We start from the raw sequence: 26,464 nt of genomic DNA on the forward strand, positions 1-26,464 counted from the left end.
CGACCTCGTCCTGGCCGAACCTTCCGGAAAGGACCTGCGGCATGGACAGTTCCCCCTTCTTCGAGGGCCCTTTCGACAGCGACGAGGGCTCTGACGCCATCGCGGAGCTGGAGGGCAGAGAGGACGCCGCCGCGACGATGGCCGAGGCACTCGACGCGTTCGTGCGCGAAAACGAGGAGTACGCCGAAGAGGGAGCCGCGGATGAGGCGCTGGCGTTCGCATGCCTGGTCGCCGCCCGGATCTCCGGCATCGCCCCCGACGAGGCCGCCCATCACTGGCTGGACCGCATCCCCTTCACCGTCTCCGAGGACCTGCGTCTGCTGGCCCGCGCTGCGTTCACCCTGACCACCCGTTCGCGGGACAACTGGCTCCACGAGGTCCGGGCCGGAGACTGGCAGGTGTTCTTGGAGCACCTGGAACCCTACGGCAAGGCCCTCCACGGTGAGCCGCAGAACCTGCCGATCCCGTTCGTCCCGGACCTCTCCCGTCAGGAAAACCAGTGGCTGCAGGCGTACTGGGATATCGGTGCCCAAGGACTGCCGGACGACACCGCCTACGCGGACGCGGCGAAACGCCTCGTCCTGGCCGTCAACGAGGCACCGGCCTGGCTCGCATGGTGGCGTCCCGCCAACCTGCAGGAACTCACTGTTTTCGGTCATCTCACGCCAGGGGCGTACACGGAGCGGATCTCTCGTGGCCGCACCACGGCCGAAGCCTGGATCGACTTCGGCCACTCCCACGAGGACTTCGGGGAATCCGTCACCCAGCAGGTCTTCGGCGATGTCCGCAAGGCTCTGGCCGCCGTGAGCCGCTATCTCCGCCTCGATCCCGTCCCCCCGCTTCCCACCCTGCCGGGGTGACGCCAGGTTTTCGTCCGCCAGTCGGGGCCGACCGGCGTAGGGAAGCCAGGCGCGAGGCATTGTCCCGCTTGCCCAGATAAGCCGTAAATTAGCTAATCAAGTGCTGCTATATGCCCTAATGTCGGTGACTATGAAAATTCGCACGATCATGGCGATGGCCGTCGCCTTCGTTCTGCTTTTCCCCGGTACGGCCACCGCCTTCGCATATCCGGTCGAGGACGCCCCGCTCCTGACCGGCAACCCCCTTTACTCCGCCGGCAAGCTCCCCGCCGCGAGCTGCGCGAGGAAACCCGCCAAGGGCAAGAGCCTCGCCTCGGTGAAGAGGCACGTCAAAGCGCTCGTCACCTGCATGAACGACACCTGGGATCCCTACTTGAAGCAGGCCGACCTGTCGTTCGTAGCGCCCAAGGTGGAGATGTACGGAACCACCCTGGAGAAGAAGTACGAGCGCTACTGCTTCGGGGCCAAAATGAATCCCGCCAAGTCGGAGGTGGTCCACTGCTTCGGGACCTTCCTCTCCGTGCATATCCGTCCCGACTGGATCAAATCTTCCGACGACGTCCCGATCTTCGCGGAGTTGAGTTCCGCCTACGCCGAGCACGTGCTGAGCCTGGTCGACATCACCGAGGGCTACAACGCCCTGCACGCCGACAACGGCGACGAGATCCTGGAGCAGCTCCGCCGCTTCAACCTGCAGGCGAAGTGTCTGGGCGGAGTGACCGCGAGGAGCATGTGGTCCGCCCTCGGCTACCCCGCCAAGGACGCCCGCCGCCTGCTGGACCTCGCCAAGGCCGAGGCCGACCCCAAGGGCAAGCCCCGTTACTTCGGCAAGGGCGCCAATCTCGTCCACTGGACCAAGCGGGGCTATTCCACCGCCAACCCCGGATCCTGCAAGACCTGGACGGCCCCTTCCGCCAAGGTCTCGTAACCGACTTCCTGGACTCTCTGAGGTTCCGAGGTCTCCGCCATCACGGCGGCGTCTCACGCCACCCCGCGCGACCGGCCCGGCTTCCGTTCTCCGGAATCCAGGCCGGCCTCTCGGGGATCTCGCCTTTTCTGAGAGCGGATTAAATCCGGCAGGCGAGGATCGGCGTTCTCGGAATCCTCCTCGGACATTCGAACGATCGTTGCTCACAATTCGCCTCATCCGCATGCGAAGAACCGCGACCGGAGCCGGAGAAGAGCCCGCCCGCGCCGGTTTCCCTGCCGGTTCTCGGGTCATTGCGCCGACAGCCGATTCTCACGCTCGTTCTCGGCCGCCAGGCGGCGCGCCATTTCACCGAGGGTGGCCGCGCACAGTACGTTGGACAGGCCGCTCTCCTCGGACAGGCTGTGTCGGCGTACCGCGTGATATCCGCCTTCAGCCGCCTCTGAGATGAGCCAGTGCCTGCCGTACCTGGCGACGAGGATGGCGATCTCCCCCGGTCCCCCGGTCACCGCCGCGCCAGTCGGAACCAGACGATCCGGCCCGCCGCCCCCTCGTGCCAGCCCCAGGACAGGGCCACCTCGCTCACCAGCCGGAGCCCACGGCCTCCCTCGGCCTCCTCGTCCGGCTCGGCCGGGATCTCGGGTGCGCAGGTGGCGGAGCCCTTGTCTGCCACCGCTATCTGGATGGTCTCACCGCAGTTCGCGACCACGACCGTCACCAGCCCGCCGACGCGTCCCGACTCGGAGTGCCTCACCGCGTTCGACACCAGCTCGCTGACCAGAAGCTCGGCGTCATAGGTATCCCGTCGCCCCGAGTTCTCCAGCACGCCTCTGACATATCGCCGGGCCGCACCGACCGACTCGGCCACCCCTGGCAGCTCGACACTGCCCAGCAGACCGAGCACGGGAACCGCTTCGGCATCCATTCGACCACCGCCATTCCTGCGAGGTGCCAGGCGCCATAAATTCACCTGTCACAATCTCTCCGCTAACCGGGCGAATTGTCCATTTAGTTCTTTGACATCGTCCGGATAAAAGCTTGGCACCATAGAGTGCACAGAGTTAGGCTGCCGTTACAGAAAGAATCGACCGACAAATAAACGACTAACTCCTACACCCGGTGTAGTAATTTGTCGTTTATTCGACGGCCGATGTCATCGAAATGCTGGAGTGATGACATGGGAAACGGCTTCGACCCACATCTGACCCCGACCCAACGCTTCGGCCGCGAGCTCGGCCGAGCCCGCAGGGAGGCGGGCCTGTCACAGGAGCGGCTCGGCATCCACCTGGGCGTCTCGACATCGCTCATCGGACACATCGAGACCGGCAACCGGAAGCCCGGCCTCGACATGGCGGCCCGCTGCGACGAGCTCTTCAAGACGGACGACCACTTCACCCATCTCTGCCGAAACATCACCGCCCCCACCGGGCCACGCTGGTACGTCAGATGGTCCGAGGAGATCGAGCCCCGCGCCCGCGTGCTGCGCTGCTGGGACCCGCTCCTGGTCCCCGGCCTGCTCCAGACGGAGAACTACGCGCGAGCCGTCTTCCGTGGCGACTTGGCCACTTCGGAACAGGAGGTCGAAGACCAGGTCAGCGCCCGTATGCGACGGCAAATCATCCTCACAAAGGACGGTCCGCCCATGCTATGGGCGCTTCTCGACGAGTGGATCCTCCGTCGCCCGATCGGAGGCCGGGAGGTCATGTACGAACAGCTCGACCATCTCGCTACCGTCGCCGGTCGGCAGAACGTGAAAGTGCAACTCGTCCCTCACGACACCTTCTGCACTGCGGGTCTGATGTCCGGATTCGTACTCGCCCAAATGCCGGACGCACCGACCACCGTCTCCATAGAGTCTGCCGGGGAAGGCGAAGTGTCAGCGGAGCACAATCTGGTAACCACCGTATGGGACAGATATGACCGGCTCCGGGCAGAGGCACTTCGTTCCAGCCTGTCGCTAGAAATGATCAAAGAAGCGAGGGACCAATGGAAGCAACAGACCTGAACGGCCCCGACCTCTCCAACGCCACCTGGAAGAAGAGCTCCCTCAGCGGCGGAAGCGGCGGAAACTGCGTCGAAGTCGCCAACCTCCCCCGAACCATCGCCATCCGCGACAGCAAAAACCCCACTGCCCCGGCCCTCATCCTCTCTCCGGGCGAATGGGGTGCTTTCCTGTCCGCCGTGAAGTCGGGCCGGTTCGACTGACCGGCAGAGCCATCCCCGGCTCTCGCCTCCGAACACGCCAACGGCAGAAAGCGTCCAGAACGACGGTCAGTAGATGGCGGCGTGGGTCGATGGGCGGGCGGTCGTGCGAGGTGACCGCCCGCGAGGTCTTACGGTTTTACGGCCAGGCCACCGTAGGCCCACGCGTGGCCGCCGCCGGGAATCGGTTCTTGGTATTCGTCCTCGTCCGGTCGCCAGGTGACCACTTCGACGAGTCCGGGAGCCGCCATCGTCCAGCCTTGGAAGAATTCCGTCACCTGCGCGTGGCTTCGCGGGACCATGGGCGCCGCCCCCTTGTCGAAGGGCTTGGTGAACTGCTCTTCTGGCCCTTTCGGTGCGAAGTCGAGCGTGACGTGCGACAGCAGCAGTTGGCTGCCCGAGGGGACGGCGGACTTGTATCGCTCGACCAGCTCGTGGGGCTTTTCTTCCTCGGTGATGAAGTGCAGGACACCGGCCAAGATGAGCGCCACCGGCCGGGTGAAGTCGATGACTTCGGTGATCTCGGGATGCGACAGGATCCGGTCCGGATCCCGCAGATCGGCCTCGATCACCGTGGTCATACCTTCTTCGCTGCTCGCCAGCAGAGCGCGCCCATGCACCAGGACGATGGGATCGTTGTCCACATACGCCACGCGAGCTGCTGGGTTGACCTGCTGAGCGATCTCGTGGGTGTTCCCCTGCGTGGGGATGCCGGTGCCGATGTCCAGAAACTGGGTGATTTTGGCGTCGGCGGCCAGATAGCGTACGCCTCGGCCGAGAAACGCCCGATGGGCGCGTACCCCTTCCCGCGTGCCGGGTGAGAGTTTGACGAGTTGCTCCCCCACCTCGCGGTCGGCGGCGAAGTGGTCTTTACCGCCCAGAAGATAGTCATATACGCGTGCCGGATGAGGGATCGTCGGGTCGATTCGTGCGCCGGGCGCATTGGCATCGGCCGCCTGCGCACTTAATCGGTTGATGGAATCGGCCATTGATGCTCCTCGAAGATGTGACTGTACCGATACGTCCGTCGATACAGAACGCGACATCGCACACTGTAGCCCGTTACCAACCAGTTCGCCGCTTATGCGTATCGACTGATGGCCTGCGTCGATGCTCATGACTAATGTGCGGGGCGACCCGATGAACCTATCTCCGGCGCATACAGCTCATATCCACATCAAGCTCTCAAAAAATGCCATCCTTCGCGATTCGATGAACCATTTCATTGTTCGCGGGGTACGGCGCGTGACCATTGAAACGGTTTCGTCTCCGGTGAAGGCGTGCTCTCGCCGCCGGGCCGGGGTTCATCCCGTCAGGCTGTCGCAGGTGATCGACGGGGTGGCCGCCGTGCCGTGAGCGATGAAGCCGAAGGTGGTCGGGGCTCCCGCCGCGACGGAACCGTTGTAGTCGACGTTGCGGACGGTCACGTTGGAGCCGGATACGGTGTGCTCGCCGCTCCACAGGCTGCTGATGCTCTGCCCGCCCGGCCAGGTCCACCGCACGGTCCACCCGTTGATCGGCGCGCTGCCCGCGCTCACCGTCACCGTCGACTGGAAGCCACCCGGCCAGACGTTGTTCGTCCGCATCGTCGCCGAGCACTCGCCGGTCCGGGGGGTCGGTGTGGATTTCGGGGTCGGGGTGGGGTTCGGGCTCGCGGCGTTGAGCGCGTTCAGCACGGCGTTGTAGGCCGGCTTCTTGTCGCTGCCGCTGAACAGCAGTGGGGTGTCGCTCGAACGCCAGGAGTCCTGGTCGCGCACACCCCACACGGTGATGCCGGTGCAGCGCGCCACGGCCAGACAGTCGTTGACCACGTTGGCGTAGGTCTGCGCGGGGGCGCCCTGGATGTCGAGCTCGGTGATCTGCACGTCCACACCCAGGGCGGCGAAGCTGGAGATGGTGGTGCGGAAGTTGCTGTCGTACGGGTTGCCGCTGTTGAAGTGGGCCTGCAGGCCGACGCAGTCGATCGGCACACCGCGCGCCTTGAAGTCGCGGACCATGTTGTAGACGGCTTGGGTCTTGGCCCAGGTCCAGTTGTCGATGTTGTAGTCGTTGTAGCAGAGCTTGGCGGCCGGGTCGGCGGCCCGCGCGGTGCGGAAGGCGACCTCGATCCAGTCGTTGCCGGTGCGCTGGAAGTTGGAGTCGCGCCGGCCGCCGGAGTTGCCGTCGGCGAAGGCCTCGTTCACCACGTCCCAGGCGTAGATCTTGCCCTTGTAGTGGGCCATCACACCGTTGATGTGGTCGATCATCGCCTGACGAAGGCTGCTGCCCGAGAGCGACTGCATCCAGGCCGGCTGGCCGGGGTGCCAGAGCAGGGTGTGTCCGCGCACCCGCTTGCCGTTCTGCACCGCCCAGTCGTGGATGCGATCGCCACCGGTGAAGGTGAACTGGCCCCGCCTCGGCTCGGTGGCGTCGATCTTCATCTCGTTCTCGGCGGTGATCATGTCGAACTCACGGTTCGCGATCGTGGTGTACGCCGAGTCACCGAGCTTGCCGGCACTGATCGCGGTGCCGAAGTATCGCCCGCTCTGCTGGGCCGCCGCGGCCAGCGTGGACGCGGCCGCGTCGGCCGGGAGTGGCATCGTCTGCGCGGAGACGATGCCGAGGATTCCGACAGCTGTGGCCAGCAGCGCACGTCGAAGGCCACGGGAACGTCCGCGGGTTCGGAAAGGGGGTGACGCGTGCGAACTCATGCCTGAGCCTCCATGGCTGGACCGACGATGCGGGAGGTCACGGGAGCGTTCGCGTGTACGGCCTCTCGGCCCCGGTCGCCGGATCCATCGGCGGCCGGGGCCGAATTCTCACTCTCGTTCCCTTGAGGATCGGTGGTCGACGGTGCGGGTACGCGGGTCAGAAGTTCTTGGTGCGGACCGTCCAGGGGGCCCTCGCCGCCAGCCCCGAGGGGCTGAGGATGTAGGCGCGTGCCGTGGCGTTGCCGTTGAGGGTCATGTCCAGGAACTGGACCACCGCGGTCATGCCCTCGTTCATCTGCGCGCCGGTGATGAACCCGACGTGACCGGCCTGCGGATGCTCGGCCAGCACGGACGGTACGCGCGCGAGGTCGTAGTTGGCCCGGCTGTTGTCGTAGGCGATGTCGGAGGGTCCGCCGTGCATGAACATCGCCGGGGTGTGCAGCTTGGACAGTTCCGAACGCGGATACCCGAACGAGCCGTCCGCGAAGAGTCCGCTGTCCAGTGAGACGACACCCTTGACCCGCTGGTCCTGGGCGGCGATCAGCGCTTCCAGCCCTCCGCAGGAGTGGCCGGCCGTGGCGACCCTGGACAGGTCGAGGCGCTGGTAGAGCGGTGAGCCGGCGCGGGCGTTCTCCCGTTCGGCCCAGCCGATCCCGTCGGTCAGCAGCGACGGGATCGGAGACCCGCTCGCCACCCCGTTCGGCGAGTTGTCGACCGACGCGGTGTTCACCACGACGATTCCGCGGGCCGCGACGAACGTCAGCGCTCGGACGACCTCGCTCCCGTTGGTGTGGGCGCACGCCCCGTTACCGAAGAGCAGCACGGGCATGGCGCGCCCGAGGGCCGCCGGATTCGTCGGCCTGTACACCGTGTAGCGGTTGGTGCCGTACGCCCCCTCCCGCGTGACCGGGAAGTTGTTCTCGATGAGCGGCCGGTTGGAAGGATCGGGAGTCGGCGTGGGGGTCGGCGTCGGAGAGGGAGAAGGAGTGGGCGTCGGGGTGGGTGAGGCGATGACGCCGGTGCAGGTCACGCCGTTCAAGGCAAAACTGGACGGCACCGGGTTGGAGCCGTTCCAACTTCCGTTGAACCCGAAGCTCGTGCTGCCTCCACTGGGGATGCCGCCGTTGTAGGGGGCGTTCGTCACCGTGACCTGCGCCCCGGACTGGGCAACGGTGCCGTTCCACAGCTGGGTGATGGTCTGTCCCGCGGGGAACGACCAGGTCAGCTTCCAGCCATTGATCGGGTCCCCGAGGTTGTCGACGTTCACACTCGCGCCGAAGCCGCCCTGCCACTGGTTGGTGACCGTGTAATTGACCCGGCATCCGGCCGCCGACGCCGACGCCGACGCGATGTGTGTACCGGCCACACCGGCACCGACCATCAACAGCGCGGCTGCGACGGCTGCCGACGGCTTTAACCGCAGGCGGAGGGAAGTGAGGTGTCGCATCGATCATTCCAATCTCGAGACATGGCGTTCCGCAGGAAGAAAGCGTCATCGCGGAACCCCGGCCGAGGACTCGCTACGGCGGTGGCCGAGGTTCCGCTGCTCGCCTGCGGGCCGCCCGGCGACCGGGAGGGCGGGCTGTTCCACGTGGTACGGGGTTCCCTCGCCCGGCCGGAAGGCGAGGCCATGCGTCGTCGCGATGAACGGTCACCCCGGCCTGCCGCGGTGTCCCGGCGAGGGGATGGGAGCGTTGGCTCCCATCCCCTCGCCGCTGGTGACCGGGTCAGGCGGTGGTGCAGGTATTGCCGTTGAGGGTGAAGGAACTGGGTTTGGAAGTGTTGCCGGTATGAGTGGCCTGGAAGCCGATCTCAAGGCTGGCCCCGGGGGCCAGGGCGGCGTTGTAGCCGACGTTGGTGGCGTTCACGGTGCCGGTGGTGGGACTGTAGGTGGCGTTCCAGCCGCTGGTGATGGCCTGGCCCGAAGGCAGGGTGAAGCTCAGGGACCAGCCGTTCAACGCCGTCGAGCCGGTGTTGGTGATGCTGATGGCGGTGGTGAAACCGTTGTTCCAGCTGTTCATCGTGTACGCCACCCGGCACGCCCCCGTCCCGGGTGTGGGGCTCGGTGACGGGCTTGGGGTGGCGCTCGGCGACGGACTTGGTGAGGGAGTGGTGGTGGAGGAGAACTGCGTGAAGAACTTCCACACCTCTGCCGGCACCCATGTCCTGGAGCCGCTGTCACCGGGGGCGCCGTCCTGCGGGGCGGCGATGTGACCTTCGTCGAAGGCGGCCCAGGCGACCGGATAACCCGCCCGGCACCCGGAGTAGGTGGTGACGCGGTGCGTCAGACTGCCCTGGCTGGGCTCGGGAGGGTTCTGCGCGGTGCATCCGTTGTTACGGACGAACGTGTCCCGCAGAGACCGGCCGCTGCCGACACCGAGGACCGAATCCCTGATCCCGTGAATTCCCAGGTAGGCGATGGGCTGGGTGCCGCCGCTACAGCCGCTGAGCAGCCCGCCGGACTGCACCGCGACGGCGCGGAAGACGGTGGGACGGGAACACGCCAGCGAGTAGGACATCGCCCCGCCGTAGCTGAACCCCAGCGCGAAACGCTGGGAGGTGTCGACGCACAGATCGGCTTCGATTTGCCGAAGGATGTTGTCGACCAGGGCGACATCCTCACCACCGGAGTTGGCCCATCCGTTGTTGAGCCCCTGGGGAGCGACGAAGATGGCGCTGTTGTTGGCCAGCCTCTGCAACCCGTAGTAGGCCCATACGTCGCGCTGGACGGTCTGCCCGGTCGCCACGTCGGTGGCGGTGCCACCCAGCCAGTGGAACCCGAAGATCAGCCGGTAGGGACGGTTGTTGTCGTAGCCGTCGGGAATCCGCAGGATGTAGGAGCGGTTCTTGCCGTTGTTCTGGATCGAGTAGGTGCCGCTGCGCAGGGTCGGCGCCTTGCCGCACCCGGCGGTCGGGGCCATCGCGGCCAGGCTTCCGGACGAGGTGGTGCCGGCGCTGTGGCTCAGCGCCGCATGAACTTGAGTCAGGACGAGGAGCGCCGCGATGCCGGCCGCGGCGAAAATGGACTGAGTTCGTGAGATCACGTTGCCTTCTCTGAAGTTGGTCTCGACGACGTGGCTGGGAACCCTCACTCCTTCCTCTCGGACCAGGCACGGGAGTGCCGATGGGGGGGCACACCAGGGTCTGCGCGCAGGCCGTCGCCGGCCTGTGGTGGGGGGGTTCAGCCCGGCGGACCGAATCGGCCGTCGAACCTTTGCCGCATGTTTCTCGCACACGGCGGCAATCGTCGGAGAAAGCAGCACCGACATCATGATTCGGCATGCGCCATCGGCAAATCGACGCACCAGCCGATCACAGTCCTGGCTATATCTCCAAAGTAAGGTCGGCGATTGTTAACGCTAGCATTTCAGCGCGTCGGATTGCGCGTTACGGTAGGCGCGCGAAAGCCGGGCTGTCAAGTAAGGGGGTGGGGCTCATGCGTGGATCCAGTCGACAGGGTGAAACTTTCATCGCGAAGGCGCCGACGGGCGACTCGGATCAGCAGCGAGAACGCAGGTCACGGCGTTGGAGCGCCACGAGTCGTTATCCCGATGGATGCGCTTATGTCGATAGGCCCGACATCATTGGATGCACTTCGCGAAACCGTCTTTTATAGGAGCGGTCGCGAGAGCGGATTGACCAACAAAGCGCCAGCAATGACAATCGAGATTATTCTCCCACCTCCCGCCGACCCCGCATCCCGCCTGCTCCGCGGCCTGTACCTGCAGGCCCCGGCTCTACACCTTCGCAGGTCGAGGTTCGACTGCCTCGGGGGCAGGCGCATCACTCTCTTCGAGCGGAGAAACCCAATACTAAGACAGCTGTTTCAACCTTGAGTCGAGGATTACAGAATCTGATCAGAAACCACAGCTATTCACGGAGAAGCTCGCATTCACCCGGCCCCCGTTTCGAGAAATTCAACCCCCACGCGACATATATCCAAGTGGGTTCGGGAGGCGCGCAGGCCCGCGCATCGTAGTCACCTCGGAAACGCCAGTCTCCGTACCCCCCACGGGTCCAGAAGTGCAGCCTACTCAGCGCCGCGATCACGTAGCACGTATCGGCCGCCTCGCTTTCGCCGTAGACCACGCCGCAGTATTCATGAGCCCATGTGATGGATGCGGGATCCGGCGTTTACCCCGACATCAGAGGATGAGCGGATAAATTACATGAACAGCGCGAACCATCGTTAACGCCGGATTCCGTTTCAGATCTCTCCGCCCCTTGACTCCTGTGAGTTCCCCGCGACGCTCGACGCTATTGAACTCCCTCACACGTTGGCCAATCAGCCTCGCTCCGAGCTGACCGCCCATCCCCAGAGGGACCGGCCCTGCAAAGTCATGGCCGATCAGCCTTCTTCGACTGGCTGTCAATCGCGGACGTGATCATAAGGGTCGACCAGATAATCATGGCGCCAATGCATGCTATACCCAGCACGAACACGATCAGCGTCTTACTTGACAACGCCAGAATGGCTGCCAAAAAGAGCAATGCGGCGGCTCCGAGAAGAATAAGCACGCCACAACCGACAAGTGAACGTTGCTCAGACATCTTCTGTCCTCGATCCTAGTTCGCGTGACGGACAAGGGCCGCACCCCGCATCGAATCGGAGATGCGGCCCTTTACCCTACTCATACCTTACAGCTATGGCTTAGGCTCCGGGCCAGGCATCGGAGATGGGTTTCTTTCGAGCGGGAGCAACCATCGGGTTTCGCAGCCGATGGGCACCCTTCCGGGCCGGATCTTCTTGTCCGCGTAAGGAAGGAAAAGTTCCGCAGTGAAGGCGAACTTGAACCTCCGGATATCACACGTGCCGGCACAGGTAATACGCGCACTGTCGTTGCCGCCCGTTGGATAATGCAGCAACTGAACACCTTCAGGATTATCGCTCACTACCTTCTCCCTGCAGTCCTCCGCAGTTGAAGGCGTGAACTCCGGAGGATACGTGACGCCGATACTGCCATTTAGGACCACACCACACCAGCGCGCCTTGGCGGATATCTTCATCTTCCTGACGAAATCCTCCATCCCATACTTCTTAATGAAGGCCTTGGTCATGTACGCCTGCACCCAGATGCGGCTTTTCGCTATGTTCAGCACGGAGACGATCTCGTATTCATGATCCCGCCATGCCACAACACCCGACCCTCGGAACGTCAAACCCTTCATGGGCTTGACGGTCTTCTTGTCGAACGGATCCGTCTCGAACCCGGGCTGCGCCTCCAACGTCACGCAGTTGTTCCCCTTCGCGCGAATGCTCGCACAGAGGTGCTCGTTGGACGGGGCTGAAACGCATGCACTGGTGGGCGGGTCATCTGCTGCCACTCTGAGGGTTCCGCCAGAATCTCCTGGGATGAGGTTACCGCCGCAGGCATCGAAATAATCCGTCTGGTCCTCATACTGCGGCAGCGGGACGTTGATGATCGTGATGTCTCCGCAGCGGTCGAACACGAACACATCGATACTCGGCTCACTCGGCTCCACCTGCCCTCCTGCGGCCGCTGCCGTCGACGTCACCGAGCGTCTGCTCTGTCCAGTGCCATCCGTGGAGCCATCGATTTCCGTCCAGGTGCGCTTCACCTTGGTGAAGACCATGACGCTACCGTCCGGCCGGGCCAGCACCACGCTGTCGGACAACTCCACCGTGGAATTACTCCGGGTGATGCCACCATCCTGCATCGCCTCCCGGAGGCGAACCAGATTGGTGTTCAGAAGGGAAAGTTTAGCGGTGCTCGATGCTTCGGGCGTTATCCCGGGGGCGTCCCACACCGTTTCCGCGCGACCTTCCAGGACGGCGTCCTGCGCCTGATAATAGGCTGTGATGCGCTGGAGGTACTCTTGCGCACCGGACGCCACAGAAGTGGTCTTCATCTGCGGTGACTGGCCGCTTTCAAGCACGCACGTCTCGCCCGCGCCCTTGACCGGTGGCGGCGGCACCGCCTTAGGAGTGACCGAAGCGGCTTCCCACTCGCCGACGCCGAAAGCCGTCTTGGCGCGTACCTTCACCGAGTAGGCCGAACCGTTCGTCAACCCGGTGATCGCGACATACGGGTCTTTGACGTCGAGGGTTTTGACGACCGTACCGCTGCTTTCGGTTACCTCGACGTCGTAGCCGTCGAGCATCGCGAGACTGCCATTGGATTCAGGTAGACCCCAACTTGCGCTGGCTCCGCCATCCCCGGCCTGTACAGCGAGGTTGAGCACCTTACTCGGTGGCCCGGCCGGGACATAGGTGAGCGCCAAAGACGGCTGCTCGGCTGATGCTGCCTCGCCGAAAGTGATGACCTCGTTCTTGTTGGAGGTGAGCAGCAGCCACTGGTACGCGTTGCCTGCGATGTCAGCCTGAAGAGCCGTCAGCGGCAGCGAGTACGGCGTATCCGTCGTGTCGGCGTCACCTGCCAGATCCGCCCCCTTGCTCGCATCGGTCACCGGGTTCTTCAGAGTCGTCATGGTGATCACGGTGTCGGTTGGACACGTACCCGTCGAACAGGTGGGAGTGCCGAGTTTGAGAACGCCCTCGGACACCCTGGCGCCGTCAGGGAGTTCGTCGAGCCTGAACCCGATCACCGCTACCGTCTTGTCGGCGCCACTGCCGCCGATCTGCATGGTGGTCGAGTCGGTCACTGTACAGGGCGAACCATCGCAGGCGGTGGGATCGACCTTGGCGGTCTTGATGACGAAGTTGTCCTTGCCCAAGGTGAGGTGGTGGACGTCTTCGACCGGGTCCGCCGGGGGCGTGCCGGGGGTAGTGAAGGAGACCGGGGCAGTCTTGGAAGTGCAGATCTCCTCCAGGCCACCACTAGCGGCCGGGGGGGTGGTGCTTGTCGGGGTCGGTGTGGGGGTAGGGGTTGCTATCGGGGCCGGGGCGTTGAGCGGGGTGTTCATGTCCGCCTGGATCTCGGCCCTGGTCTGCGCGCGGTTGTAGAGGCGCAGTTCGTCGATGACGCCGCTGAAGTGTTCGCCCCAGTAGGTGTTGGCGCCGATGGTGAAGGCGGTGCCGCTGTCTTCCAAGGTGCCGATGTTGGCGCTGGCGACCTGGGTGCCGTTGATGTACAGCCGGGCGGTGGTGCCGTTGTGGGTGACGGCCACATGCGTCCAGGAACCGGTGGGTAGCGGGCTGGTGCCGTCCACGTTCAGGTGGCTGGCACCGGAGCGCATCCAACTGGACGGGACGCCGCTGCCGTTGGCAGCGTACAGGCCGTAGCTGACGCCGCTGGTGTGGCCCTTGAAGGCGATGCTGCTCCAGGAGGAGAGATCGTCGGGCTTGACCCAGGCCGACAGCGTGTGGCCCGAAGGCAGGGCAAGCGCCGCCCGGTGCGGGATGGTCACCTTGCTTGAGGTGCCGTTGAACGACAGCGCCTTGCCGTACTTGCCGTCCACCCAGGTGGTGTTCTGCGCGGTGCCGTTGAGCGTGGTGGCCGCAGGGTCGGCGACAGTGGTGCCGGTGCCCTCGTTCATCCCGTAGCCGGCGATCAGCCCCGCGGGGCGTGTCGGCGTGGGGGTCGGTGTGGGTGTGGGGGTGGGTTGCGGGTTGGGGGTCGTGGTCTCGCCTTGGCCGACGGCGCAGGCGGTCATCTGCCAGGTGTAGGTGGTGCCGGGTTGCACGGTGTTTGCGGGGATCTGCAGGGAAGCACGCTCGCCGCCGTTGACGGTGCGGGTGCCTAGCGGCACGGTGCCGACCGGTGTGCCGTCCTGCTTGTAGAGATAGTACTTGCCCGTGACCGACCCGCCAGAGGGGCGGTTGACCATGCCGCTCAGGATGGGTTGGGTCGGGTCGGCCATGCCGGTTTCGGTGTCGGTGGGCAGCGTCGCCGCGTCGGAGGTGATGCGGTAGGCCGGGCTCTCGTTGCAGGAGGGCGGCACGACACCGGTGCGGCAGGCCTTGACCACGAACTTGAAGCTGGCCGGGTTGTCGAGGGAGAAGATCCTCTCCGGGGTCCGGTTGGCGGGCACGTTGTTGTTGGTGGTGGTACCTGGGGCAGTGACCATCGTGCGCAGGTCGGCGGGCGACAGCACGCGCTGGTAGACGTGGACGTCGTCGATCGCGCCGGTGAAAGGGGTGGTGATGCCGGCGATCTGGCCGCGGCCGAACTGGAAGGAGCCACGGGCGTTCCAGTCCACGGTGTGGTCGCGTTCGTCGGCCAGTTCACCATCGACGAACAGGCGGATCTTGTGAGCCGACTGGTCGTACTGGACGGCCAGATGGGTCCACAAGCCGACTCGGGCGACGTTCTTGGAGACCGCCCATCGCTCGTAGATAGTGTTGGGGATGTCCTGGGTGACCTGGTCGAAGACCCACCGCTGGTCCACTCCCGAATAGCCGGAGGCGGCGAAGGCGAGGGTGAAGGCGGGCTGGTTGACGCCCCGCTGGGAGAAGATCACCTGGTCTTTGGTGCTGTCGTCGAGACGGACCCAGGAGGTCACCGTGTAGCTCTGATTGGTGTTGAGCACGGGACCGGAGGTCGAACCGGACCCTCCGTTGAGGTCCAGGGCTTGGCCGACTTGTCCCGCGATGCGGCTGTAGCCGCCCGAGAGAGTGACGGGTCGGTTGTTTCCAGAGGCGTCGGCCGCGGTGGCACCGGCGGTCTCGTCCAGCTTCCAGTATGCGGCCTCACCGGTGGGCAGCTGCGTGGGCGGGGGCGCCATCGTGGAGTCGTTGACGCTGACGGTGTAGTCCAGCGGAGTGGCCTCCGGCACGCTGGACTTGTAGGTGACCTTGACCGCGGTGGAGCGGGCGATCGCGTCGTTACCGTTCAGCGAGTCGATCGACTCCGCTGTCACGGTCGGGATCTGCGGCGGCAGCACCCAGTCCACACTCAGCCTCGGTACGTTCTGGCCCCACAGCTGCCCCCAGAAGGCGAAGATTTCCGTGGTGTTCTGGGATGCTGCGGATTCGTTGGTCAACTGGAGCATCAGGCCGTGGTTGGCAGTTCCCCCGGCCCACGCCTGGGTCATCGCGGTCAGATCCCAGCTCCACACCGAACCGCTGGTACGGGGCAGGGAACAGGCGCTGATGGAGGTGCGTCCCTCCGCGGTCGTGGAAGGCTGGTTGCTCCAGAATGTGTCGTCGGCCACCCACGCGCGGGTGATGCGGTTGGCGAAAATCGACTGGTAGTCGACCTGACAGGCGTCGGCGTCCGCGCGAAGCGTCAGCTGCATGGTGGCCTTGACCACCTGACGTCCGGTGATCGGAGCGGTGTCGAAAGCCATCAGCGCGCGCCAGGCCTCCGGCTGGTAGGCGCACGTCTGGTTCGGCCAGGTTCCCGTGCATCGTTGGTAGTTCTTCCGGGCGACGGTGCCGGGAGCGGTCTGGCCGTTCGGGGAGAGGATCCCCACTTCCTGGGTGACACCCAGCGTGGTGGTGGGATCCACGGTCACCGGATACCGGGTGGCCGGGTCGGCCAGCCATGCCGCGTCCGGCCTGAGCACCAGGACGGTCTGGCCGTCCTTGGTCTCCACGCTCGTCTTGACCTTGGCCTCACGGCCCGGCTGGTTGTCGGCGGCGTTGGCCGCGACGGCATCCCACATCCGAGGCGCCGGTGCCGACAAAGTGGTCTTACCCTTCGTGTCCTTGAGTGCCAGTCCGCCCCCCTTCGTCGTTGAGAGCGTCAACCCCTCGGTCTGCACGGGCAGGCGGAACTCCACCGGCTTGGCAGGCCGCTCCCGCAACACCACGTCATGCTGGAACCCCGAGGGCAGGGCCGTCACGACAAGATCGGCACCGGGGCCGGCCGCGTCGATGTACCGGGCGACGTTGCCGGTGATCTCGGGGCGCGGCAGCGGCGCATCCCAGGACAGGGCGAGACTCTGCTTGTCACCCCGTGTCAGCGAGGCGAAGGGTCCGTCGCCGCCCAGAGAGAAGCTCACATCCGCCTTGGCCAGTTTTGGCTTCAGCACGCCGTTCTGCTCCACGAGGCTGGTATCGACCCAGCCCCACGTGCCATCGGCCTGTTTGAGCTGCACCGGCCCGCCGTAGGCATGCGTGGTGAGACGCCCGTCAGGGAGTGCCCACACCCGCGAGGTCTCCGTGAAGGCGTCTTCCACCGGCACCGGTCGGCCAGCCTGACGCGCCTGCTCCACCGCCGCCCGCAGCGGAGCGTCCGGGTCTTCCGGTTTAGGAAAAGTCGTCATCGATGGTGGAGCGGATTTCACGGTAGGAGTAGGTTCGGGATCGGCTGACGCCACTGTGGCCGCGGACACCAACAGCGATGCCGCCATTGTGAGTACGGTCGCAATCGCCAGTCGTCCGGATGGCCTGCCAATCCGGAAGATGGGCCGAATTTTTAATTCGTTCACAAACCCTCTCATTCACCGGATGTTCGGATGATCAGTCAGAAAAGTTTTATCCGCACCAGCAAAATCTAGCAAGAGGGGCAAATGTTACAGATTTATATCTATGACGAGTTGATTCCCTGTTAATTGATTTGCAACATCACTGAATGATTCTGTCGGGTTACGCAGATAGCTAACCCGAGTTAGGCCAATTTAGTGCGCAGCGGCTCAGGCCTTGATCGCCTCGATGGCCGACCGGATGTCGGTCGGTAGCGGGTCGGCTGCCGTGATGATGTGATCGCCGGCTTGGATCTCGATCTTGCGATAGCACGGACCTGCTCGTCGATGCCCCTGTCGGCCGGTACGCGTAACGAATTCAACTTGCTGATCGGCTCGATGATCCGGGCCAGGACCAGGTGCCGGAAGACCTCATTACCGCCGCTTGCGTTATCGAACCCGAGGGTCTCATAAGCGGCGCTCAGGGCATCCCCTGGGTGCCCCTACGGGAAGCGATGATCGATAATGGGCCGTCAGTCTAGAGCGGGGTGTCCAGACCTAGGTCGAGTTCTCCCTGCCCGGCGGCGAGTCATTGCCGAGCCACGGTCTTGAGCAGTTCGAGTTGGACCTCGTTATGGACCGAGCCGATATGCTCGATATTCCGGGAAATCTGGCGGGAGGAGTGAACGATCTGCACCGTACGCGCTCCGGAGGCGATCTTCACCGTACGGATGTAGACCATCCGACCACTTTAGGGCCATGATTTAGTGCGCAATTTCCACTCGCCTCGATGACGAACGACTCGTTCAGCGCGCCGCACGGCCTGGGCGCCGCGCCGGCAGAGGCCGACCGCCGAGAGCGCGCAGGCGGTGTCGGCAAGCCGTACGCCGTTCAGGCGGTGAGCAGCAGGGCCGCCACGGTGGCCGGGACGGCCACCACGACCAGTGCGGTCCCGGCCAGCAGGAAGGTGCGTATCGGCACCCGTACTCCCCTGCGGCGGCACCACTCGAACCAGAGCAGGGTGGCGAGGGAGGCCCACGGGGTGATCACCGCGCCGACGTTGGTGCCGATGAGCAGGGCGAACAGCGCCTCCCGGTCGCCGACGGGGATGACCTGCTCCACCGCGGTGTAGGCGGGCAGGTTGTTGATCAGGTTGGACAGCACCGCGCCGACGGCCGCCACTCCGTAGGCCCCGTCACCCGTGTGGGTTCCGATCAGGGTGCCCATCACCGAGGCCAGGCCGTGCCGGCTCAGCGTGGGCACCACCAGGAACAGGCCCACCACGAAGACGAGCAGTTGCCAGGGGAACAGGGCGAAGGTGAGCTTGGCGCGGTCCCGCCAGGCGAAGGCGGCGACCATCAGGGCCGCCCCGGCCAGGGCGGCGAACTGGATCGGCAGTTCCAGGAGGATCGCGGCGACGAAAAGCGCACAGACCCCGGCCGCGATTGCGAACAGCGCCCGATCCGCGACCGGCTCGGGAATCGGCGGGGTGTAGCGGTCGGCGCCGCGCCGGCCTCGGCGCCAGAAGAACACCCACAGGAAGAGCATGGTGATCGCGATCGCGACGAGCTGGGGGATCCAGAGCCTTCCCGCGAACTCGCGGGTGGACATCTCCACCCGTCCCAGGACCAGCAGGTTCGTCAGGTTCGAGACCGGCAGTAGCAGGCTGGCGGTGTTGGCCAGCCAGAGGGTCGTCATGGCCAGCGGCAGTGCGGCGATCCCGGTCCTGGCCGCGAGGGCGAGCATCACGGGCGTCAGTAGTACCGCGGTGGTGTCCAGGTTCAGGAAGATCGTGACCAGCGACGCGAAGGCCGTGCAGAGCAGGAAGAGCACGGCGTACCCACCGCCGCCCAGCATCGCCAGCCGGGTCGCGATCACGTCGAAGAGCCCGGCCTCCTTGACGAGGTCGGCGAGGACGACCACCGCGGCGAGGAAGAGCAGGATGGGGGCGATCCGCTCCATCTGGCTCTCGGCCTCCCGCAGGGGAAGCAGGCCGGTCGCGACGAACAGGAGTCCGAGGCCCAGCAGCGCGAGCCGGATCCAGTCCAGGAGGGTCAGTCGTCGCAGCACATCGGAAATGATCGCACGCCTCACCTGGGCGGATCGCTCCAGGAGGGGTGAGGGGGCTCAGTCGGTGGCGCGGGCCTTCAGGTCGGACCAGAGGCCGTCCATCCGGGCCTCCAGCTCCTCCAGGGTGCCCTCGTTCGGCACCACGATGTCGGCGATCTCCAGCCGCTCCTCGCGGGTCGCCTGGGCCGCGAGCCTCGCCCTCGCGTCCTGCTCGCTCATGCCGCGCAGCTCGACCAGCCGGGCGAGGCGCACCTCGTCGGAGGCGTCGACGACGATCACCACCTCGTACATGGGGGCGAGCTTGTTCTCCGCCAGCAGCGGCACGTCGTAGATCACGATGCTGCCGGGGGCCGTCTGCTCCTGCAGCTCGGCGACCCGCGCGCCGACGAGGGGGTGGACGATGGCGTTGAGCGAGGCGAGCTTCTCGGAGTCGGAGAAGACGATCGAGCCGAGCTTCTCCCGGTCGAGCGAGCCGTCCTCGCGCAGGATGCCCGTGCCGAAGACCCCGGTCACGCGTGCCAGTCCGGGGGTTCCCGGCTCGACCACCTCTCTGGCGATCTTGTCGGCGTCGATGATCACGGCGCCGCGGGCGCCCAGCCTCCGGGAGACCTCGCTCTTGCCCGACCCGATGCCACCGGTAAGCCCCACCATCAACATGATCCGCAGCATACGCCGTACCGGCCGTGCTGCGGCATGGTCGGCTCGGAAGCCGGAGTCGCCCCTCTCGGCGCCGGAGGTCACGCCTGCCGCCCTTCAGGCGCAGAACGCTCCAACGGGATCGATTCGCGCACGAAGACGCTCCTGGGTGCCCTCAGAGCTCCCTGCGCATGTGCACCAGGGTGAGATGGTCGGTCATCCGCTCCCTGCGCGTCTCGCGGTAGCCGTGGCGGCGGTAGAGACGCAGGTTGCCCTCCGACAGGTGGCCGGTGAACAGGTCGAAGGCGAGTGCCGTGGCGGCCTCCTCGTGCAGGGCTACCAGCAGGGCTCCGCCGATGCCCTCGCCCTGCCGGTCGGGGGCGACCACCAGGCGACCGACCAGGCAGGTCGTTCCGGACATCCGGCCGCGGACCGCGCCCACGATCCGCGCTCCGTCGCGGGCGACGAGCACGGTGGCCGTCTCGACGGCCTGACGGACCTGGGCGATCGACTCCACGAGCGGCGCGATGAACGGGTCGCCGTAGAGCTGGGCCTCGCTCACGTAGGCGGCGCGCTGCACGGTCAGGATCTCGCCCGCGTCCTCGGGCTCCGCCCACTCGATCATGGTCACGGCGCCACCCTAGCGGCCGGGCGAGAGCCCCCGGCAGGGGAAGCACTCCGGGAACGCGGAAAGGGCCCCGCCGGAGCGGGGCCCTTCCTTCGATCTTCTACCGCGTTGTCAGCGCCGTCGGCACCGGGTCAGCTCTGGCCGCCCGCGAGCTTCTCGCGCAGGGCCGCGAGAGCCTCGTCGGAGGCGAGGGCACCCGCCGCCGGAGCGGAGGAGCCGCTGCTGCCGCTGGTGGAGGCACCGGTGGAACCCGAGGACGGGGTCTCGCCGGAGTAGGACGTGGGGGCCGCCTCGCCCGCCTCGGCCTCGGCCTTGCGGGCCTCCTCGACCTGCTTCTTGTGAGCCTCGAAGCGGGTCTGAGCCTCGGCGTACTGCCGCTCCCACTCCTCGCGCTGCTTGTCGAAGCCTTCGAGCCACTCGCCGGTCTCGGAGTCGAAACCCTCGGGGTAGATGTAGTTGCCCGAGTCGTCGTAGGTCGCCGCCATGCCGTACAGCGTGGGGTCGAACTCGACGTCGGCGCCGATCGCACCCTCGTTCGCCTGCTTGAGCGAGAGCGAGATCCGGCGGCGCTCAAGGTCGATGTCGATGATCTTCACGAAGATCTCGTCGCCGACCTGGACGACCTGCTCGGGGATCTCGACGTGGCGCTCGGCCAGCTCGGAGATGTGGACCAGGCCCTCGATGCCCTCCTCGACGCGGACGAACGCACCGAACGGCACCAGCTTGGTGACGCGGCCCGGAACGACCTGACCGATCTGGTGGGTGCGGGCGAACTGCTGCCAGGGGTCTTCCTGCGTCGCCTTGAGCGACAGGGAGACGCGCTCGCGCTCCATGTCGACGTCGAGCACCTCGACGGTGACCTCCTGGCCGACCTCGACGACCTCGGAGGGGTGGTCGATGTGCTTCCAGGAGAGCTCGGAGACGTGGACCAGACCGTCGACGCCGCCGAGATCGACGAACGCACCGAAGTTGACGATCGAGGAGACGACGCCCTTGCGGACCTGACCCTTCTGCAGGGTGTTGAGGAACGTCTGGCGAACCTCGGACTGGGTCTGCTCAAGCCAGGCTCGGCGGGAGAGAACCACGTTGTTGCGGTTCTTGTCGAGCTCGATGATCTTCGCTTCGAGCTCGCGGCCCACGTACGGCTGGAGGTCGCGGACGCGCCGCATCTCGACCAGGGACGCCGGCAGGAAGCCGCGCAGGCCGATGTCGAGGATGAGACCACCCTTGACGACCTCGATGACCGTGCCGGTGACGATGCCGTCCTCGTCCTTGATCTTCTCGATCGTGCCCCAGGCCCGCTCGTACTGAGCGCGCTTCTTGGACAGGATCAGGCGGCCTTCCTTGTCTTCCTTCTGGAGAACAAGGGCCTCGACGTGCTCGCCAACCTCGACGACATCCGCCGGGTCGACATCGTGCTTGATCGAGAGCTCTCGCGAGGGGATGACACCCTCGGTCTTGTAGCCGATGTCGAGCAAAACTTCGTCTCGATCGACCTTGACGACGGTGCCCTCGACGATGTCGCCGTCGTTGAAGTACTTGATGGTCAGGTCGATCGCTGCGAGGAACTCTTCCTCGGAGCCGATGTCGTTGACCGCTACCTGCGGGGTGCTCGAGGTGGCCTCAGTGCTGCTCGTCATGTGTGGAGTTGCTCCGAACGCGGACAGATGTCGATGTGGCGAACGCGCGGCAGGCTTCTTACCGTCAGCCGAAGAAAAAAGTATCGGCGTGATCGAGCGCGAGCCCACTCCGTCCGAGACACGCGCGAGCCCACAACGCAGCGATCAGCATATGAGACCAGACGGGTATGGTCAATCCAACGACTCTACGCGCCCACGTGCCAGAAGGATAACGATCTCGCTCAATAAGCGTTGATCTTCTTCCTCTGGTCCGCCCTGATACTACCCCGAAGCCTGTCCGGGATGGAGATGCGTTCGGGGTCGCCGTCGGCCGTGTAACGCTCGCCGGGATGCTTGTCCAACCACCCGAGCCAGTAGTCCGAACACCACTTGCGGCACTCCCCCTTTTTGCCGTTGCTCTGGATCCGCTGGATCGCGCGCCAGTCGTGGCCCTTGACGAACGGCGAGACCGACGGTTCGGCGCCGGCCAGGAAGACGCCCTTGAACCGATAGGAAACGTCACGCCATTTTCCCGACTGCACGGTAGATCTTTTGCGGGGCATCGCACCGAACGGCAGCGCCATCGTCTCCGAGGGGGGCACGCCGAGCCTCTTCAGCAGCCGCTCGACCCTGGCGAGCTGCTCGGCGATCTTCTTCTTGGGCAGGCTCGGCAGGTGGGGGTGGCTCCAGGTGTGGTTGGCCACCTCGAAGCCCCGCGAGACCAGCCACTGCACGGCCCGCTCCTGGTCCTTCTCCTCCCGCAGGCCGAACGGGTGCTGGTTGACCCAGAAGGTGGCGACGGGCCGGAAGCCGGGATACTTCACGGCGACCTGGTAGATGATGCCGACCGCGGTGTCCTTGACCGGGGTGCCGTCCGCCTCGAGGGCGAAGTGGCTGGGATGGCCGTCGTCGAAGGTGAGCACGACCGGATACTTGCCCGCCGGGATGTCCATCCTGCCGGTGGCGAACTCCCGGGCGGTGACCGGCACATAGCCGTCCCTGGCGAGCCTCTCCAACTCCTTGCGTACCTGGGCGGGGGTGCGGTCGATCGACGCCAGCCGCTTGCGGGTGATCCGGTGGTACATCAGGATCGGGACCGCTCCGGCCTCGTTCGCCTTCACCTGCCGCGCGAACTCCGCCGAGGCGGTGATCGGCGGCGGCAGCTCGGCCGAGGGCAGGTCGGGTGTCGGCGAGGGGGACGCGGAGGAGGTCGGGGACGGGCCACTCACCGCCACTCCCTGCCGGGGAGCGCCGGGCGGCGCCGAGGCGGACGGGAGGACCAGGAGCCCTATCAGCGCCACCGCGACGACCAGCACGTTGGCCATCATGATGATCTTCGTCAGGGGGGTCGTACTCCGCACTGAACTCCCGTGCCCGTCGAGCTTTTCGGCTTGGATCACCACCTTAGAACAGGCTTCGGACAGGCCTGGCCGATCGATGGGCCCGACGGGGCGGAAACGGTCTCTCCCCACCCGGAAGGTGATCGCCAGGACCCGGCGTCCTCCCAGGTGGGACCGGTGAGGCTCTCGACGGTCGGCGTCCTCACAAGTTCGTGAGAGAGCCTGTGGGACGGTGGCCGCCGAACGGGCCGGGGCCGTCGGCGCCCGGAGTCCCCGCAGGGGCGGCCGAGAGCCGATCCGGACGGCGCCCACCGGATGGGGGTCCCGGGACCGTCGGCGTCCGGAGTCCTCCCAGGTGCGATCGAGAGCGGTCGGCGGGCACGCGGCGGGCACGCGGCGGGCACCGGGCGACTCCGGAGGCCGTCAGTGCCCGCCGGCCATCCCAGGAGCCGCCCAGGGCCCCGTCAGTGGCCCGTCAGTGGCCGGCGTCCTCCCAGGTGCGGCCGACGCCCACCGAGACGGCGAGCGGGACGCGCAGGGAGTATGCGGCGTTCATCCGGTCGGTGACCAGCTCCCGCAGGGTCTCCAGCTCGCCGGGGGCCACCTCGAACACGAGTTCGTCGTGGACCTGCAGCAGCATCCGGGAGCCGAGGGCCGCCTCCTTCAGCGCACTCTGCACGTTGAGCATCGCGACCTTGATGATGTCGGCGGCCGACCCCTGGATGGGCGCGTTGAGCGCCATCCGCTCGGCGATCTCGCGGCGCTGGCGGTTGTCGCTGTTGAGGTCGGGCAGGTAGCGGCGGCGGCCGAGGATGGTCTCGGTGTAGCCGTCGTTCCTGGCCTGCGCGACGATCGCGTTGAGGAAGTCGCGGACGCCGCCGAACTCCTCGAAGTATTCCTCCTTGAGCGCCCGTGCCTCGGAGACCGGGATGTTGAGCTGCTCGGAGAGCCCGAAGTCGGACAGGCCGTAGGCGAGGCCGTAGTTCATCGCCTTGATCTTGGCCCGCATCTCCCCGGTGACCTTCTCCGGCTCGACGTCGAAGACCCTCGCCGCGGTGGCCATGTGGAAGTCGTGCCCGGACTCGAAGGAGGCGATGAGCGCCTCGTCACCGGACAGGTGGGCCATGACGCGCAGCTCGATCTGGCTGTAGTCGGCGGTGAGCAGGGTCTCGAAGCCCTTGCCGACCACGAAGCCCTGCCGGATGCGGCGGCCCTCCGCGGTGCGGATCGGGATGTTCTGCAGGTTGGGCTTCTCCGAGCTGAGCCGGCCGGTGACGGCGACGATCTGGTTGAACGTGGTGTGGATGCGTCCGTCGTCGGCGATCTCCTTGATCAGGCCCTCGACCGTGACCTTCAGCTTGGCCTGGTCGCGGTGGCGCAGCATGATCGTCGGCAGCTCGTGCTCGGTCTGGGCGGCGAGCCAGGCCAGCGCGGAGGCGTCGGTGGTGTAACCCGTCTTGGTCTTCTTCGTCTTGGGCAGGTTGAGCTTGACGAACAGGATCTCCTGGAGCTGCTTGGGCGAGCCCAGGTTGAACTGCTCGCCGCCCACGGACGCGTGCGCCGCCTCGATCGCCTGCTTGACCGCGGCGCCGAACTCGGCCTCCAGCCCGCTGAGATACTCCCTGTCGGCGGCGATGCCGGCCCGCTCCAGCTCGGCCAGCACGGTGACGAGCGGCAGCTCCACGTCGCGCATGAGGTGGGTGCCGCCCAACGGCTCCAGGAACGTCTCCAGCGCGTCGGCGAGCTCGCCGACCGCGAGCGCCCGCAGGGCGAGGTCGTGGGAGCCGTCGTCGTCCTGGTCGTCGAAGAGGCTCGCCTGGCCGCCGTTGTCGGTCTCACCGCGCAGCTCGCGGCGTAGGTAGACCCGCACGAGGTCTTCCAGCGGGAACGAGCGCTGCCCCGGCATCGCGAGGTAGGCCGCGAGCGCGGTGTCGCAGGTGAGGCCGCGCAGCTCCATGCCCTGTGCCCACAGCGCGAGCATCGGGCCCTTGGCGTCGTGCACGGCCTTGGGCTTCGACGGGTCGGCGAGCCACTCGCGCAGGGCCGCCTCGTCGGCCTCGGTCAGCGTGGTCGGGTCGATGAACGCGGCGCCGGGACCGCCCGGGGCCGCCTTCCCCTCCCCCGCGCCGGCTCCCGCTCCGGCCGCCGCGACGGCGATGCTGTCGACGCGACCGGTGCCGCTGCCGTACGTGCCCTTGAAGGCGAGGCCGGCGCGGCCCTCGGGCAGCGCGCGCAGCCACGGGGCCACCTCGTCGGGGCCCAGGGTGACGACCTCGACCTCGAAGCCCTCCTCGGCCTCGGCCTCGGGCGAGCCGATCGTCTTGAACACCCGGTCGCGGATCTCGCCGCGGAACTCCAGCGTGTCGAGGATCTTGTTGATCTCGTCGCGGTCGGCCGTGCCGATCTCCAGGCTGGTGACCTCGCGCTCCAGCGGCACGTCGCGGATCAGCTGGGTGAGGCGCCGGTTCATCAGCACCTGGTCGAGGTGGTCGCGGAGCTTGTCGCCGACCTTGCCCTTGACCTCGTCGACGCGGTTGACCAGCTCCTCCAGCGAGCCGAACTCGCGGATCCACTTCGCCGCGGTCTTCTCGCCCACGCCGGGGATGTTCTTCAGGTTGTCGCTGGAGTCGCCGCGGATGGCCGCGAAGTCCGGATATTGGGCCGGGGTGAGCTCGTACTTCTCCAGCACCGCCTCGGGGGTGAAGCGGGTCATGTTGCTGATGCCGACGCGGGTCATCAGCACGGTGATCCGCTCGTCGACGAGCTGCAGCGCGTCGCGGTCGCCGGTGACGACGAGCACGTTCATGCCCTGCTCGGCGGCGCGGGTGGCGAGGGTGGCGATCAGGTCGTCGGCCTCGTATCCGGCGAGCGACAGGTGCGGCACGCCCATCGCGTCGAGCACCTCGTGGATCAGGCTCATCTGGCTGCGGAAACTGTCGGGGCTCGCGCTCCGGTTCGCCTTGTAGTCGGCGTATTCCTCGTGGCGGAACGTCGGCTCGGAGCGGTCGAAGCAGACCGCCACGTGGGTCGGCCGCTCGTCGCGGAGCACGTTGACCAGCATCGAGGTGAAACCGTAGACCGCGTTGGTCGTCTGGCCCGTGCTGGTGGAGAAGTTCTCCTCCGGCAGGGCATAGAACGCCCGATAGGCCAGTGAATGCCCATCCAGCAGCAGGAGACACGGTCGAGTGGGGGTCGCTTCGCTCTTCGGCACAAAGAAAGCCT

Annotated in this window: 19 protein-coding genes; 4 read left to right on the plus strand and 15 right to left on the minus strand. The window is 66.1% G+C overall.

The genetic code is table 11. The features are described 5' to 3' along the window. Positions 1-41 precede the first annotated feature (41 nt). Both ACFY3V_RS00810 and ACFY3V_RS00815 read left to right on the plus strand, forming a co-directional pair. Positions 42-860 carry a DUF4259 domain-containing protein gene (locus tag ACFY3V_RS00810; protein ID WP_362895216.1) on the plus strand — a complete coding sequence of 273 codons (819 nt, stop codon included), beginning with the start codon at positions 42-44 and terminating at the stop codon, positions 858-860. A 130-nt stretch (positions 861-990) separates the two neighbouring features. Beyond that, positions 991-1,788 carry a hypothetical protein gene (locus tag ACFY3V_RS00815; RefSeq protein WP_362895218.1) on the plus strand — a complete coding sequence of 266 codons (798 nt, stop codon included), beginning with the start codon at positions 991-993 and terminating at the stop codon, positions 1,786-1,788. Positions 1,789-2,078: 290 nt separating this feature from the next. Here the strand turns inward: ACFY3V_RS00815 and ACFY3V_RS00820 are convergent, their stop codons facing one another. Both ACFY3V_RS00820 and ACFY3V_RS00825 read right to left on the minus strand, forming a co-directional pair. Beyond that, positions 2,079-2,297: a hypothetical protein gene (locus ACFY3V_RS00820; RefSeq protein WP_389768687.1), complete on the minus strand. Its 219-nt coding sequence runs from the start codon at positions 2,295-2,297 to the stop codon at positions 2,079-2,081. Further along, entirely contained in the window at positions 2,294-2,713 is a 420-nt protein-coding gene (locus tag ACFY3V_RS00825; protein WP_389768690.1) for an ATP-binding protein, read from the minus strand. The genes ACFY3V_RS00820 and ACFY3V_RS00825 overlap by 4 nt, the downstream gene beginning before the upstream one ends. 252 nt (positions 2,714-2,965) lie before the next feature. Between ACFY3V_RS00825 and ACFY3V_RS00830 the strand changes: the two genes are divergently transcribed. Next, positions 2,966-3,793, plus strand: a complete 828-nt coding sequence (locus ACFY3V_RS00830) for a Scr1 family TA system antitoxin-like transcriptional regulator (protein ID WP_389768693.1) — start codon at positions 2,966-2,968, stop codon at positions 3,791-3,793. Further along, a complete protein-coding gene (locus ACFY3V_RS00835; RefSeq protein WP_362895226.1) occupies positions 3,775-3,993 on the plus strand; it encodes a DUF397 domain-containing protein in 219 nt (72 codons plus the stop codon). The genes ACFY3V_RS00830 and ACFY3V_RS00835 overlap by 19 nt, the downstream gene beginning before the upstream one ends. 128 nt (positions 3,994-4,121) lie before the next feature. On the opposite strand, the gene ACFY3V_RS00840 is transcribed toward ACFY3V_RS00835, so the two are convergent. The 13 genes from ACFY3V_RS00840 to polA form a co-directional block, all read right to left on the minus strand. Continuing rightward, positions 4,122-4,979 carry an SAM-dependent methyltransferase gene (locus ACFY3V_RS00840; RefSeq protein WP_362895228.1) on the minus strand — a complete coding sequence of 286 codons (858 nt, stop codon included), beginning with the start codon at positions 4,977-4,979 and terminating at the stop codon, positions 4,122-4,124. Between the two features lie 315 nt (positions 4,980-5,294). Next, complete coding sequence (locus ACFY3V_RS00845) at positions 5,295-6,569, minus strand: endo-1,4-beta-xylanase (RefSeq protein ID WP_389768698.1); 1,275 nt, start codon at positions 6,567-6,569, stop codon at positions 5,295-5,297. Between the two features lie 268 nt (positions 6,570-6,837). After that, a complete protein-coding gene (locus ACFY3V_RS00850) occupies positions 6,838-8,046 on the minus strand; it encodes a cellulose binding domain-containing protein (protein WP_389768701.1) in 1,209 nt (402 codons plus the stop codon). 361 nt (positions 8,047-8,407) lie between these two features. Further along, entirely contained in the window at positions 8,408-9,724 is a 1,317-nt protein-coding gene (locus tag ACFY3V_RS00855; protein WP_362895234.1) for a cellulose binding domain-containing protein, read from the minus strand. Between the two features lie 1,294 nt (positions 9,725-11,018). Next, positions 11,019-11,231 (minus strand): hypothetical protein, encoded by a 213-nt coding sequence (locus ACFY3V_RS00860; RefSeq protein ID WP_362895236.1) that lies wholly within the window; start codon positions 11,229-11,231, stop codon positions 11,019-11,021. A 93-nt stretch (positions 11,232-11,324) separates the two neighbouring features. Further along, on the minus strand, positions 11,325-16,898 hold the full coding sequence (locus ACFY3V_RS00865) for a LamG-like jellyroll fold domain-containing protein (protein WP_389768706.1): 5,574 nt from the start codon (positions 16,896-16,898) through the stop codon (positions 11,325-11,327). A gap of 640 nt (positions 16,899-17,538) precedes the next feature. Further along, complete coding sequence (locus ACFY3V_RS00870) at positions 17,539-17,691, minus strand: hypothetical protein (RefSeq protein WP_362895240.1); 153 nt, start codon at positions 17,689-17,691, stop codon at positions 17,539-17,541. Between the two features lie 149 nt (positions 17,692-17,840). Then, the gene (locus ACFY3V_RS00875) at positions 17,841-19,019 is read right to left on the minus strand and encodes an SLC13 family permease (protein ID WP_362895242.1); all 1,179 of its coding nucleotides are present in this window, start codon (positions 19,017-19,019) and stop codon (positions 17,841-17,843) included. A gap of 57 nt (positions 19,020-19,076) precedes the next feature. Continuing rightward, positions 19,077-19,676, minus strand: coding sequence for a dephospho-CoA kinase (gene coaE, locus ACFY3V_RS00880; RefSeq protein ID WP_362895244.1), 600 nt, complete (start codon positions 19,674-19,676; stop codon positions 19,077-19,079). Positions 19,677-19,830: 154 nt separating this feature from the next. Then, positions 19,831-20,280 (minus strand): GNAT family N-acetyltransferase, encoded by a 450-nt coding sequence (locus ACFY3V_RS00885; RefSeq protein ID WP_362895816.1) that lies wholly within the window; start codon positions 20,278-20,280, stop codon positions 19,831-19,833. A gap of 134 nt (positions 20,281-20,414) precedes the next feature. Then, complete coding sequence (rpsA, locus tag ACFY3V_RS00890) at positions 20,415-21,923, minus strand: 30S ribosomal protein S1 (protein ID WP_350948203.1); 1,509 nt, start codon at positions 21,921-21,923, stop codon at positions 20,415-20,417. Positions 21,924-22,144: 221 nt separating this feature from the next. Beyond that, positions 22,145-23,263, minus strand: coding sequence for a polysaccharide deacetylase family protein (locus ACFY3V_RS00895; protein ID WP_389768712.1), 1,119 nt, complete (start codon positions 23,261-23,263; stop codon positions 22,145-22,147). A 454-nt stretch (positions 23,264-23,717) separates the two neighbouring features. Next, positions 23,718-26,453, minus strand: a complete 2,736-nt coding sequence (polA, locus tag ACFY3V_RS00900; protein ID WP_362895249.1) for a DNA polymerase I — start codon at positions 26,451-26,453, stop codon at positions 23,718-23,720. Positions 26,454-26,464: the final 11 nt, after the last annotated feature.

The organism is Streptosporangium sp. NPDC000095 (assembly GCF_042899335.1).
Taxonomy (GTDB): domain Bacteria; phylum Actinomycetota; class Actinomycetes; order Streptosporangiales; family Streptosporangiaceae; genus Streptosporangium.

What these genes read in the sequence shown, in the direction of transcription:
- rpsA (WP_350948203.1), bottom strand. Translation starts at nt 21,923, where the DNA reads ATGACGAGCAGCACTGAGGCCACCTCGAGCACCCCGCAGGTAGCGGTC.
- ACFY3V_RS00810 (WP_362895216.1), top strand. Translation starts at nt 42, where the DNA reads ATGGACAGTTCCCCCTTCTTCGAGGGCCCTTTCGACAGCGACGAGGGC.
- ACFY3V_RS00865 (WP_389768706.1), bottom strand. Translation starts at nt 16,898, where the DNA reads ATGGCGGCATCGCTGTTGGTGTCCGCGGCCACAGTGGCGTCAGCCGAT.
- ACFY3V_RS00840 (WP_362895228.1), bottom strand. Translation starts at nt 4,979, where the DNA reads ATGGCCGATTCCATCAACCGATTAAGTGCGCAGGCGGCCGATGCCAAT.
- coaE (WP_362895244.1), bottom strand. Translation starts at nt 19,676, where the DNA reads ATGTTGATGGTGGGGCTTACCGGTGGCATCGGGTCGGGCAAGAGCGAG.
- ACFY3V_RS00860 (WP_362895236.1), bottom strand. Translation starts at nt 11,231, where the DNA reads ATGTCTGAGCAACGTTCACTTGTCGGTTGTGGCGTGCTTATTCTTCTC.
- ACFY3V_RS00835 (WP_362895226.1), top strand. Translation starts at nt 3,775, where the DNA reads ATGGAAGCAACAGACCTGAACGGCCCCGACCTCTCCAACGCCACCTGG.
- ACFY3V_RS00870 (WP_362895240.1), bottom strand. Translation starts at nt 17,691, where the DNA reads ATGGTCTACATCCGTACGGTGAAGATCGCCTCCGGAGCGCGTACGGTG.
- ACFY3V_RS00845 (WP_389768698.1), bottom strand. Translation starts at nt 6,569, where the DNA reads ATGCCACTCCCGGCCGACGCGGCCGCGTCCACGCTGGCCGCGGCGGCC.
- ACFY3V_RS00830 (WP_389768693.1), top strand. Translation starts at nt 2,966, where the DNA reads ATGGGAAACGGCTTCGACCCACATCTGACCCCGACCCAACGCTTCGGC.
- ACFY3V_RS00885 (WP_362895816.1), bottom strand. Translation starts at nt 20,280, where the DNA reads ATGATCGAGTGGGCGGAGCCCGAGGACGCGGGCGAGATCCTGACCGTG.
- ACFY3V_RS00825 (WP_389768690.1), bottom strand. Translation starts at nt 2,713, where the DNA reads ATGGATGCCGAAGCGGTTCCCGTGCTCGGTCTGCTGGGCAGTGTCGAG.
- ACFY3V_RS00815 (WP_362895218.1), top strand. Translation starts at nt 991, where the DNA reads ATGAAAATTCGCACGATCATGGCGATGGCCGTCGCCTTCGTTCTGCTT.